A 13,279-nucleotide genomic window follows, 5' to 3' on the forward strand; every position below is an offset into this window, starting at 1 on the left:
TATCTGTGTTTCTCAGTTTATGTTTCTGAATGTGTTTGTAGTTTGTTGTTGTGTAGCCCCTCGTTTGCTTTAATTTGCTCACCTTAAACCATCGCTCGAACCTCGCCTCATGGAATTCTCGATTACTCAACTGTTAGATAACTTCTCTGATGACAAGCTAGTTACGCCTAAAGCGATCGAAAAAAAACTTGGAATTAGTGACGATAGCAAAAGCGTCCGTAAGCTCCAAGTTGCCCTTGATGCTCTCGAAAAAATTGGTATTCTCGAAAAAGATAAAGGACGTTACCGCCGCATCCATGAGGAAGGCTTGGTGGAAGGTCGCTTGCGTTGTTCCAGTAAAGGCTTTTGCTTTGCCATCCAAGATGTTGAGGGGGCAGAGGATATATATGTACGAGAGAGCCGTTTGAGTAATGCTTGGAATGGCGATCGCGTATTGGTGCGAGTTACTAAAGATGGAGTCAGAAGGCGATCACCTGAAGGTGAGGTTCGCTTAATTCTAGAGCGTTCTAATCCCACATTACTATCGACAGTAAAATTGACCGAAGGCAGCTATCGTGCAGTCCCGCTTGATGATCGCCTGTTGTTTGAAGTTGAGCTAGTACCTGATGAGGAAACGCCTGATCTGAGTGTGGCTGTTGGGAAATTGGTACATTTGGAAATGGTGAGATTTTCCCTAGGTAATCATTTGCCATTGGGTCGCATTTTACAAGTTTTAGGAGATGATGCTGAATCAACGAATGATATTGATTTGGTCTGTTGCAAGCATAATTTACCCAGAAGATTTAGTGCTAAGGCTTTGACTGCGGCAGCGAGCTTGCCAAGGGGAGTGAGAAAAGCCGATCTCAAACATCGTCTAGATCTTCGCAAAACTCTCACCGTCAGAATTGGTAACGCAGCAGCAATTTCCATCGTTCAGAGTGAAACAGGTTGGGAATTGGGTGTCCATATTCCTGATGTTGCTACCTATGTAACAGCAGGCTCACCTTTAGACTTAGAAGCACGTAAGCGACTAAGGTCTTTTTTCTTGGGCGATACGATTCTGCCAATGTTGCCTGAGATGAATGTTTTTAATCAGCCTGAATATCTCACGATGTCAGTGCTCGTTAAATTAGATCATGATGGTAATGTGCTTTCCTTTGAGATTCAACCTTCTGCAATTTTGGTGCGAGCAAATCTCAGCTATCAAAGAGCGCAACAAATCCTTGATGGTAAGTTGACTGTTGATGAAGATGCACCAAGTCAAGAAATTGATACAGAAGTAGAAGAGTTAGTGCATTTAATTGCTAAAGTGGGTGCGCTACTTCAAAACCATTCCAGTGCAATTAGGTTAGTCTTGCCGCAGATTCCTTCTCAAGAAGCTGATGAAGGTGTTAGGGGTTTGACAGTAGTGCCTTTGACGCTGCCTATTTCTGGCACTGTGACGGAAGTGATGATTTTGGCTAATAAGGCGATCGCGTTGCATTTGCAATCCTTGGCGATTCCTGCCATTTATCTACGCCAATTTCCTCCCGATCAAGGCAAAGTGGATGATTGGATTAAGTTATTAGAGAGTATGGGTATTTCTGCTCAGTTAGAAACTCCTGAACAGATCCAGATTGCTGATCTACATAGTATTTTGCGTCAGGTAAATCAGCTAGAGCAAGAGGCAACTCGCGATATTCTCAAATATCTCTTGTTGTCGATGTTTAAGCCTAATGAATATGTGCTTGCACCGACTCTACATTTTGGTTTGGGATTAATCGATCAACCTTACATACATGGCGTATTTCCCCAACACCATTATGGAGACCTATTAATTCAGCGGACATTGCACACGGTGTTTGAGGAAGGTCGCGATCGTCGCAGCATTCGGATTAAAGATGGTGTAAATTTGCGAAGTTCTACCGCTCATGGTCAAGTCAATTGGAGCGTCTTGCCTCCCGAAACGGAACGCCAGTTAATTGAAGATTTAGAAGCCATTTTGCCAAAGCTCAATCAAGCTGATGCTTTGTATCACCGTTCAATTTCTGATTTAGATGGATTGCGTAAGGCGGAATTTATGCGATCGCATACAGGCGGTAACTTCTATGGCATCATTACTAGCGTTCAATCCTATGGCTTCTTTGTCGAGATTGAGTCTCTATTAGTAGAGGGCTTAGTTCATGTCAGCTCCCTCAAGGATGATTGGTACGAATTCCCCTTAATTAATGGTAAAGGTCGGGCAAGAGCTTCGACTTTACTAGTGGGTCGTCGTAGTGGTCGTCAATATTGCTTGGGTGATCGCGTTGAAGTACAGGTCAAGGGTGTTGATTACTATCGCCAACAAATTGATTTGGTAGCAGTTGTAACCCCTGAAGGTGATCGTGACTCGTCCACTTCGGAATTAGTCTCTATTTCAGAAGCTGATTTAGAGATTCCTGAGGACATCGAGGCAGCAAATATAGAATAATCTCACTAGCCACAATTACCTCATACCACGAGTTCCCCACCATGTCGCTTTCCCGCTTATTGGTGACTTTCTTAAACCGTCTTCAGCCATCTGCGGAGACGGTCATGCTTGTGTCTGCGATCGCTGTCGGTGTGATTAGTGGCACTGGCGTTACCTTATTTCGCAAACTGATTTTAATTACCCAAGAAATCTATTGGCATGAACTAGCTGTAGCTCTGAGTAACCAATGGCATTGGGCAATTATCTTTATCCCAATGTTGGGGGCATTAGTTGTCAGCTTAGTACGCTTGCGACTTGATCAAGTAGAAGCGAAAACCTTGGGCAAAGCGCAGATAGTCAGTGATGTGGGGCAATTACCCTATTCGCAGGTTTCTCTTAAAACAGTGGCAGCCGCACTTTCCTTAGGTTCTGGGGCTTCCCTAGGTCCCGAGGGACCCAGCGTTGAGTTAGGTAGTAACATTGGTTCCATTCTCGGACAAATGTTGCAGTTTTCTAGTGAACGCATTCGGCTATTGATTGGCGCAGGAGGAGCCGCAGGGCTAGCCGCAGGATTTAATGCACCGATCGCAGGCGTATTTTTTGCTCTTGAGGTATTGCTCCGTGATTCCTATCGCACTAATAAATCTAGTCCTAACTCCGACGTTAGTGTGGTCGTTATTGCCTCCGTTATTTCGGCTTTAGTTTCACAAATTAGTCTCGGTGAGCGTCCTGCTTTTAGCTTGCCTGTATATGAAGTCCGTAGTTATTGGGAATTACCGATCTATTTGGGTTTAGGGGTGTTAGCTAGTGTGGTTGCCCTCATGTTTACTAGCGCGATTAAACAGGCTAAGAAGTTTTTTGCAGGGGAATGGGCGATCGCTACATTTATGCAAAAACTGTCCATGCCCGTTAAACTCCTGATTGGTGGGCTATGCGTCGGCATTATCGCTTTGACTTTCCCTGAAGCGATCGGCATAGGTTATGAGACCGTTGAATCAATTTTGCAAGATACTCCTTTCACGATTCCTTTGTTAGGTATTTTGCTAGTTATCAAACTATTGCTAACGGCGATTAGTTCCGCTAGTGGCTTTGTGGGTGGACTGTTTGCGCCTTCGATTTTTTTGGGGGCAGTACTGGGCAGTTTGTATGGACAGGCGATCGCCAGTTTATTACCTGCTTCAATTCCGATTGCGGCTTCCCCTGCCTATGCGCTAGTGGGTATGGCAGCAGTACTAGCAGGTACGGTACGCGCTCCTCTCACATCAGTACTATTACTGTTTGAAATGACCCGCGACTATCGTATCGTTTTGCCTCTGATGGCAGCCGTCGGGCTTTGTGCATGGATACTCGATCAGCTAGATATATCTAAGACCGATCGCATGATCATGCAATGGTCAAATTTACCCGCCGACATCGAAGTCCTTGAAAAAATCAAAATTGCGGAGGTCATGACCTTAAATCCTGCGTCAGTCAAATATTCAATGCCCATATTACAGGCAGCCCAATTTATCACCAGTGGATACCATCACAGCGCTTTAGTTTTTGATGATGTCAATCATTTGCAGGGCATCCTCACGACGCAGGACTTGAAGAGAGTCCTATCTGCACCTACGAGTGATTCTGCCTTTGAGGAAATGACTGTCCAAAATATTTGCACAAGGGAAGTACTATATACCTTTGCTGATGAGTCGCTCGCTGAAGCCCTCAAGCGTATGGCAACAAGGGATCTGCGACAAATGCCTGTAGTCGATCGCAACCAACCAAAACGAGTAATTGGCATGGTTGATCGGCTTGCTATTACAACAGCCTATAACACAGCGCTAACAAAACGAGCGATCGCTGCTAGAATTACAGCGACTAAACCGAATGCAAGCATTGCTAATAATGCCGCAGTCGTAACCAATACGCTAAATGCAGTTAATACCAGTGTTAATGCTAATGCCAGTAATGGCAGTAGTCGCCATAATGGTGATCATCGGCATGATGACATCTCTGGCAATAACTCTGGTAGTAATGGCTCTAGCAGTAATGGCAGCGATAATCCTCTCAATGCCCCTCTAAATAATAATTTAAAGAGAGAATTAGATATTCATAGCTCTGAGACAATTCCCTCCTAAAATTTAGAGATTGTCTTAATCTAGTAACTAGCCCACACAAGGATGTCATGAATAGCGAAGAAATACTCATAGAATTTGTGGCAAATAGCGCTCGCTCTAATGGTGAGTCGATCAAGTCTCTCAGCACCAATAAGGTTAAAGAGAGTATTCAGAAAATTGCCAACCTCGTCCAACAACTCGCAACTGAAAGTACTCCCAACCAAACTAATGGGCTAGCTCTAGATGAAGTTGAGGTTGCCATTAAGCTCACCGAGACAGGTGAAGCAGTTTTATTGGGCGACGGGCAAAGTAATGGCGCAATTACATTAAGATTTCGTCGTCCGAGCCATGTAGTTAGTAGTTCATCGCCTACTAGTGCAAATGACCTGACGATTCCTAGCCAAGGAATTAGCTACCAGAAATTACAGGCTTTGCTAGCTAGCGGTAAGTGGCAAGAAGCCAATCAAGAAACATGGAATGTGATGTGTCAAGCCGCAAACAAAAATGTTGGCTCAGTTCTATCTCCAGAGGATATTAAGCAAATTCCCTGTGAAGTCTTACAAACCATTGATAATCTATGGCAGAAGCATAGTCAGGGTCGCTATGGATTTAGCTCTCAAAATCAAATCTATATGTCATCAATCATGGGCTAAGAATCACGGTCTAAAAATTTCTGCTCTAGGCATCCTAATATAAGGAGCATAGGATCGAAAATTTGGGACAAGTGAGAAGTAAGGATATTTTGCTTCGCCCAGCCTTTACTAAGTATTAACTTTAAGATTACAGGGGTCATTGTCATGGATCAGGATAAGCAAAAGCAGATTACGATGTACTTCATCGAAGAAGCCAAGGAGCATCTGCAAACCATTGAGTCAGGACTACTTGATTTACAAACGATCATGGGGAATGCGGAGTCGGTAAATGAGGTGTTTCGAGCAGCCCACTCGATTAAGGGGGGAGCAGCAATGTTGGGGTTTAGTAGTATCCAACATGTTGCTCATAACTTTGAAGATTATTTCAAAGTTATTCGGGAAAATAGCGACTTTGAGGTTGATCAGCATCTCCAAACGCTGTTTTTACAAGCTTTTGACAAATTACAAGAACTAGTGGAACTGCTCCAAAGTCCCTATGGACTGACTAAGGATGCTGTTGACGCTATTATGGCTGGCTCCGATCAAATCTTTGCTAACCTCAAAGACCATCTGCAAAATTTGGTGTCAGGTCAAAACGTTGATACACAAACAGTGGTTTTGTCAAAATCGGGGTCAAAGGTTGACACTAGAGCTATGTTGGCAACATTTCAGTCTGAAGTACCTCTTAAGCTAAGGAGTATGCTGGAATTGTTCAAACAGCCCGATAGCCCACGCAGTCGTCAGAATCTAGAGAATATCTGTACCCAACTACAGGAAATGGGCGATCGCTTTGGATTAGTGGCTTGGTCAGTCATGATTCAATCAGTACGTTCGGCTGTCACCAATCCCAATAATCAATTTCGCGTCCTTGCACCAATACTGATCAAAGAGGTTAAGCAGGCTCAAGAGCAAGTTTTAGGGCAAAAGGCAAATGAAATTAAAGTCTCTCAACAATTGTTGCAGTTAATTCCCGCAGATACGGCAAGGCAAGCGATACCAACTAAGACTCCTGTGGCAGTGAGAGCTACTTCTTCATCCGATGAATTGAGTAATCTTTTAGGCGCAGTGATTGAAGAAGATAAGGCGCTGCAAGGTTGGCAAACCTTTAGCGATCGCGTTGGTTGGCGACAAAACGGTTCTTGGATTGCCTCTAATACTGTTCAGCCCCAGACTCCACCTGACGGACATTTCCCCACACCATTATGGTTGTCATCGTGGCATCAATCTAAAGATACGAAGGCAAAAGAGTTTCAAGCCCAGTATTTAACTTTCTTAGCTAAACTGTCGAGCTGCAATTTGCCATAAAGAAAAGATTGTTAGTGGCTCACCACCAACAATCTTTTCTTTGTTAAATGGGTTTTATAGCTATATTCATCTGTATCATGACAAATCAAAACCCAAATAGTGTAAGGCGGCGCTTCGTGCCGCCTTACACTATTTGGGTTCAAGAATGGCGACAGCTATATGCGTTAACTCAAATGGCTATAGCTTATGAAGAGAAAGGTGGCGCGAAGCGCCACCTTTCTCTTCTTTTATGTCCTGATATACTTGGCGACAGCTATACTATGCAATAAATTCTTAAGAGGGTTTATCAGTGAGGAGTTTGTTTGCCACGATTTTTGCGGTTACAGCAAGTACGGCACTGCCTGCGATCGCTACCTCGATTAATCATCCATCGACATTCAGTCCCATCAACCCAAACTCAACATATGTGAGTGTTTTGCCCGTCCAGCAAACGGCTATTCAGGAAGCTCAGAATGCTGAACCGCATACATTTGCTCAAAGGTCTCTCAATATTGCGAAACAGATTCCCACCGATGCAATCGGATTATTAGTTGTTGATATAGACCGAGGTTCGTGGCAAACCATTCAAAGATTTCATGGCAATTCGACCAGCCAGCTTGGGGCTATGGACAAATTGCTCGGATTTTTGGGCAAGGCTTCTCAAATATCCTTCGCTAAGGATGTCCAGCCTTGGTTAGGGACAGAGTTGGCGATCGCTTTTTTGAATCATCCTGATCAAAAGGCAGAAATTATCTTTGCGGGAATGTCTGTAATCAAGGATCAACAGCAATTTGACGCTTTTATTAAGAAATTGAAGGGGCTTAATTTTCCCAAGGCTTCAGAAACGCTCTATCAAAATGTCAGAATTTGGGAATGGCAACTTCAGGAAGAAGATGATTCTAAGATGAACTCTTCACAGGTATCTGCATCTAATACTATTCAGGCGCTAAATCTCAAGCAGTCAAAACTATCACATAACCACAAACCTACTAAGGAACCTCAAATGGATCATGATCATCATGAGGAACCCAATGAGGATTTACCAAAGTTCCCTAGTTTTGGATTTAAGCGTTTAGCGATCGCAAAGTTACCTAGTGGTGTTGCCGTAATTGCTTCCGATCGTCAGGCTATTCAGAAAATGATCGATTTGGCGATCGCTAATGCTCCAAATCTCGAAGCATCTCAACCTCCACAGCCATTACCATCCCTTGCTGACAATGATCTCTTTTTGCGATCGCTGCATAATCCTCTATGGAATCGCTCTCTAATCGCAGGGTATGGAAATTTTAAAAGTATCGGTCAATTTTGGGAATTGCTAGCGGCTGATTTACCAGAGACTACGGAAATTCCTGGATTCAGTCGTGATGACTATATCCAAAGCTTGAAATACACCATGAGTCAGTACAGTAGCTTTGATCTATTTACATGGTCAACGCCCAAGGGGATACGCAGTCAAAGTAATAGCTATTTCAGTTCCGTGCGATCGCCTCAGCCAAGAAGTACTGAACCACGTGATCGCCTGCTATCATTTTTGCCCCTCAATGTTTATGGTGCGATTACCAGTCGTAACCTCAATCGTCAATGGCAATGGTTTGTGGAAGAGTCCAAGTCGCAACCAAGCTACAAAATTTTTGTGGAGGGTTTGCGAATGTTGGCTCCCTTAATTTTCGGTTCGGGATTGAAACTTGATATTGAGAAGGATGTGATCTCTTGGATGGATGGCGAATATGCATTAGTCGCATTTCCTAGTGATCGCGCTCCTTTTAAAGAAATTGGCATTGACCTGACCATAGGAGCTTTAATTCGTACTTCCAAACCTGAAGTTGCCAATGCGACTCTCAATAAGCTGACTAAGTATTTTAGTGATTTGGATAAAGATTTTCTGCAAGTGAAGAAGCGTCAAGTCGGCACAACGCTGTTGACTAGCTTTGAATTTCCCGATCAGCGTGAACGGGGCAAAACGCAAAGTATTTTTGCTTACGGATGGCGCGATCGCCAAACTTTATTATTAACTTTGGGGGCAAATACCGCTTCAGCCTTTATTCCGATTCCTAAGCCTGCCCTTGCGGAATCTGAGGATTTTCGAGATGCCATCGCGGAAATGCCACAACCAAATTTTGGCTATTTTTATATCAATGCTAATGCGCTCGCAAAGCAAGTGGCAAATGCTTTCTTTCTCACAGGTTTAATTCCGCTTCCCAATGAGCCAATTGATGATCCTAAACAACCTCCTAAAATCGAGTTACCTGAACCAGTCCAAAAAATCATCAATAGACTCGGTGGTGCAGTTTTTGTCTATTCTGAAACTAGCGATCGCTTTCAATCAGATTTCTTTTTAGGCATTAAACCTTAGATAGAATGGTGGCGCAAAGCGCCACCATTCTATCTACAATTCAAAAATATAAATGCTGACTGAGCGAAGTCGAAGTCAAAGCTTCTTACAAATGAATTAGGCAATTGATATTGTAAGATTTACAAAAAGCAATGGTTTAACAATGTCTGAGATATCAAATCAACTACAAAAATTAGTGATTGCAAGTGGAAATGTTGGCAAAATAGAAGAGTTTCGTGCTTATTTAGCAGACTTAGGTGTGACTCTCATCGCTAAGCCTGACAGTATTGATGTAGAAGAAACAGGAGCAACTTTTATTGAGAATGCTCATCTCAAAGCATCACAGGTTGCGATCGCCACTCAGGAATGGGCATTAGCAGATGATTCAGGGCTAGAGGTAATAGCGCTGAATAGAGCACCGGGTGTGTTATCCGCAAGGTATGCGGAGACTGATCAAGCGCGAATTGATCGAGTTTTACAAGAACTCACTCACCACTCTAATCGCGAAGCTCAGTTTGTCTGTGCGATCGCGATTGCCTCACCCGATGGTGCGATCGCTGCTGATGCAGTTGGTATTTGCAAAGGCTTGATTGCTGATGCCCCAAGGGGAACTCAAGGATTTGGCTATGATCCCGTCTTCCTAGTCCCAGAACTACATCAAACCTTTGGCGAAATCGAGCCTCAAGTTAAGGCTCAGATCAGTCATCGAGCCAATGCCCTCGCCATTTTACGCTCTAAGTTAGAGTCATTGGTTGCACCACGTTATTCCTTGTGATGATGTCAATTAGCTCTTGCTGCACCTCATCTGCTTGGTCATTCGCAATCTGACAAGTTCCTGCATTAGCGTGACCACCTCCTTCGTACCTCAACATCAACTCACCGATATTGATTGGGCAGGTACGATTGAGAACAGATTTTCCTGTTGCAAAAACGGTATTTTGCTGTTGTCTTCCCCACATTCTATGGATAGAAATGTTGCAATCAGGATAGAGCGCATAGACCATAAATCGATTGCCCGCATAGATTGTAGATTCACCCTGCAAGTTTATGATCACTAACTTGTCGTGAACTTCTGCACAATGTTGAATTTGCTTTTTAAAGATTTCCTGTTGCACAAAATAAAGTTCTACACGCTCTTTGACATTGGGAAGTTCCATAATTTCCTCAATTGTCATGGTACGACAAGCTTCTACTAGTTCCATCATTAGAGCATAGTTAGAGATGCTAAATTCGCGAAATCTTCCTAAACCCGTGCGTGAATCCATTAGGAAGCTCAGCAATACCCAGCCTTGGGGATGCAGAATGTCATCAATGTCAAACTGTGCCGAATCGCATTTGTCTACGGCTTGCATCATTGCTTGTGAGATATTAGGAAATTTTAATTTCCCCCCGTAATAGTTATAAACAACTCTAGCGGCTGATGGGGCTTCACCTTCGATAATATGATTTTCTGGTGTGTCATATATCCGCATCGTCTCACTCATGTGGTGATCAAAAATTAAATGAGCACCTTCGATATAGGGTAGGTTTGTCAAAATATCGCGATCGCAGACTTCGACTTTCCCGTCTTGTACATCTTTTGGATGCACAAATAGGATGTCATTAATCATATCTAGCTCTTTGAGTAATACCGCGCTCACAACACCGTCGAAATCACTGCGGGTAATTAATCGGTATTTTTTGGTTGTGACTGACATAAGCTGATGCCCCTAACCTAATAATCTTGCAAACACTAAGATGTTGCACATAACTATAGCGCTTTGCGCTCTAAACGAAAACCCAATACAACCTGTTGAGGCTTAAAGTAGTACAGAGAAATTTTTGAAAGCGCGGCTTCGCCGTGCTTTCAAAAATTTCTCTGGGTTTCAAGTCAGCGCAAAGCGCTGTAATTTGTAAATTCATCTCAGAGCAATAGGGAGGAAATTTAAATAAAAATAAGCTTTTCCGCTACTATTCAGGAATTTTTAGCTTTACCGACTTACAGGTTGTAAACACTATGGGGGGATTCTAAACTCTAATGTTATCTTTGACAGCAACTAACTGTAACCAAGAATAGGATTTTGATGATTAGAAATTTGGAAGAGCAAACACTGGAACACTCATTCTATCAACTGGCTGATTATTTAATTGATAGTCTTCGTTACGGTGAATACCTAACTATTAGTTTAGCTAGTGAACGTAGTCAGTTCACTCGTTTTAACCATGCAAAGGTGCGTCAATCGGGGCTGGTTGCCGATGGGAATGTGACCATATCACTTATTTATAATCAACGTGAAGCCTATGCAGAATTCCCATTTACCAGCGATCGCTCAATAGATATTGCCTATGCCACCGCAAGTCTCAACTATTTACGGCAAGAAGTAGTCCAAATTCCTGAAAATCCTTATCTAGTCATCCCTGAAAACCAAGGCTCAAGTCGTGAAGTTTATCAAGGTAATTTATTGCCGCCAGACGAAGCGATCGCTACTATTCTTGAACCCATCAATAACATTGACTTTACAGGTTTCTATGCTTCGGGTTCGATCATTCGGGCTAGTGCTAACTCCGCAGGTCAAAGACATTGGTTTGCAACGGATTCATTTTTTGTCGATTATTCCATGTTTGTGCAGACTAGTTCAGGCGAAAAAGCAGTTAAAGGAATTTATGCAGGCAAAGATTGGCAAAATCAAGATTACAAATTACAAATCGAGCGATCGCAACAACAATCTATTGCCTTACAAAGACCTAGTAAAACTATAGAGCGGGGACAATATCGCACCTATTTTGCCCCTGCGGCATCCTCAGAACTATTAGGATTTTTAACTTGGAGTGTGGGAGAAGCAAGTTTTCAGCAGGGTAGTAGTGCTCTTCTAAAGTTAAAAAATCAAGAACGAAATCTCTCTCCATTACTATCGCTCAGTGAAAACTTTATTCACGGTAATGTACCGCGATTTAATGATCTCGGTGAGGTTGCTCCTGAATATTTACCAATTATTAGTAACGGCAAGCTAGTTAATACTCTCGTCAGTTCACGCAGTGCTAAAGAATATAGTAAAAATGCCAATGGAGCAGGTAGTGGTGAATCGATGCGATCGCCTGAAGTTGCCACAGGTAATTTATCTGAAGCTGATATTCTCAAACAATTAGATACGGGACTCTATTTATCCAATTTGCATTACCTTAACTGGAGCGATCGCACAGGCGGCAGGATTACAGGCATGACTCGCTATGCTTGTTTCTGGGTAGAAAACGGCGAATTTATTGCTCCGATTGAGAATCTCCGCTTTGATGATAGTATTTACGACTTCTTTGGCGATCATCTCGAAGATTTCACTAATTTTCACGAATTTATTCCCGATACTGGCACTTATGAAAAGCGATCGCTAGGAGGCATTTTTGCACCTGGAATGTTAGTCAAAAAATTTACATTTACTTTGTAGCTTCAAATAAAATAAGCAGCTCTAAGTAATAATTGAAAATGAATCACCTCATCACTTGTTGCGAGATGATTATGATACTGATGATAATTGCAGAAACCATCAATTACTTGCAGTAATTAATGGCTAAATGAATCAAGAAATTTTCAAAAGTATTGCACTGCAATGCTTTTGAAAATTTCTTGATTCGGATTTAAGCGCGAATTATTGAGGTGTTTTACTTGAAAATTTATTAATAATGCCTAAGAATTATATTTTCTAAATATTATTAGGTAATCGTCTAAAATATTTACTTGTAATACACAAGTCATTAGGATTTGATATGTTTTTAAGGCTAATTTTATTTTTGTCTGACATAACTTATAAATTTTTGAGCTTTACTAAATATGTATTTTTAATTACTAACTTTTGACTGTAATAAATATGACTGTGTATTGGAGTTGACATTGAGGTTAAATATTTCGCCCCCTCACCATGACATAAGCCATTTTGCCGTAGAAAAAGTTATTTAAAAGTTATATAAAGTCATATCTTTGTCAAAAATCGGGTAATATTTGAGAGTAGCTTATAGAGCCAGAATTAATATGTTGTTAAAATCTTACAAAAATATTCTGCCAGCCTCTATTGCCTTCATCGGGGGGATGATGTTCGCTATTGGTCAACCAGAGCAGCTAATGGCAAATAATCAGGTAAGTTACACACCAACTGATAGACCACAACCTCAGCGTACTCAAGGCGGGGGATCTCGCTTACATGAGAACGTCAAGACTGTAACTTTCACAGCTACTAGTTTCTAATGTTGGCTAAATTGCTAGCATTAGTTCTCATTAGTCTCATTAGTTGGTATATCAATCATGATAGGCATAGAGTTTAAGGCAAATGTCAAATCCAAAAATAGAGAGGGATACAAAGTACCCCTCTCTATTTTTTAGGCTAATTTTAACTAAGCTTACGACAAAGCGCTTGCATACATCAAAGCGGGAATTTGGTAGGATAAAATCGCCTCAATTTTAGGATTAATATCTGATTGAGCTGCCATCATAATTTCTCAACCAGCCTATGCCCGTTGGAAATTGAAAATCAATTGTAGTAATCCTGTAAATTCAGCTATC

At 42.1% G+C, this 13,279-nt stretch carries 9 protein-coding genes; 8 read left to right on the forward strand and 1 reads right to left on the reverse strand.

The genetic code is table 11. From position 1 onward, the window contains the following. Positions 1–109 precede the first annotated feature (109 nt). The 6 genes from HC246_RS20525 to rdgB all read left to right on the forward strand — a co-directional run bounded on the left by HC246_RS20525 (position 110) and on the right by rdgB (position 9,526). On the forward strand, positions 110–2,428 hold the full coding sequence (locus tag HC246_RS20525) for a ribonuclease R family protein (protein ID WP_169365314.1): 2,319 nt from the start codon (positions 110–112) through the stop codon (positions 2,426–2,428). 41 nt (positions 2,429–2,469) lie between these two features. Then, positions 2,470–4,524: a chloride channel protein gene (locus HC246_RS20530; RefSeq protein ID WP_169365315.1), complete on the forward strand. Its 2,055-nt coding sequence runs from the start codon at positions 2,470–2,472 to the stop codon at positions 4,522–4,524. Between the two features lie 47 nt (positions 4,525–4,571). Beyond that, entirely contained in the window at positions 4,572–5,156 is a 585-nt protein-coding gene (locus tag HC246_RS20535; protein ID WP_169365316.1) for a GUN4 domain-containing protein, read from the forward strand. A 144-nt stretch (positions 5,157–5,300) separates the two neighbouring features. Beyond that, entirely contained in the window at positions 5,301–6,440 is a 1,140-nt protein-coding gene (locus HC246_RS20540) for an Hpt domain-containing protein (protein WP_169365317.1), read from the forward strand. Positions 6,441–6,729: 289 nt separating this feature from the next. Then, positions 6,730–8,772, forward strand: a complete 2,043-nt coding sequence (locus tag HC246_RS20545) for a DUF3352 domain-containing protein (protein ID WP_169365318.1) — start codon at positions 6,730–6,732, stop codon at positions 8,770–8,772. Between the two features lie 142 nt (positions 8,773–8,914). Beyond that, complete coding sequence (gene rdgB, locus HC246_RS20550) at positions 8,915–9,526, forward strand: RdgB/HAM1 family non-canonical purine NTP pyrophosphatase (protein ID WP_169365319.1); 612 nt, start codon at positions 8,915–8,917, stop codon at positions 9,524–9,526. Here the strand turns inward: rdgB and HC246_RS20555 are convergent. After that, on the reverse strand, positions 9,486–10,448 hold the full coding sequence (locus HC246_RS20555) for an exopolyphosphatase (protein ID WP_169365320.1): 963 nt from the start codon (positions 10,446–10,448) through the stop codon (positions 9,486–9,488). The two genes, rdgB and HC246_RS20555, sit on opposite strands and share 41 nt — an antisense overlap. A gap of 366 nt (positions 10,449–10,814) precedes the next feature. Here HC246_RS20555 and HC246_RS20560 point away from each other — a divergent pair, with 366 nt between their 5' ends. Further along, positions 10,815–12,170: a TldD/PmbA family protein gene (locus HC246_RS20560; protein ID WP_169365321.1), complete on the forward strand. Its 1,356-nt coding sequence runs from the start codon at positions 10,815–10,817 to the stop codon at positions 12,168–12,170. 581 nt (positions 12,171–12,751) lie between these two features. Then, complete coding sequence (locus HC246_RS20565; RefSeq protein WP_169365322.1) at positions 12,752–12,964, forward strand: hypothetical protein; 213 nt, start codon at positions 12,752–12,754, stop codon at positions 12,962–12,964. Positions 12,965–13,279: the final 315 nt, after the last annotated feature.

Source organism: Pseudanabaena yagii GIHE-NHR1 (genome assembly GCF_012863495.1).
Classification (GTDB): domain Bacteria; phylum Cyanobacteriota; class Cyanobacteriia; order Pseudanabaenales; family Pseudanabaenaceae; genus Pseudanabaena; species Pseudanabaena yagii.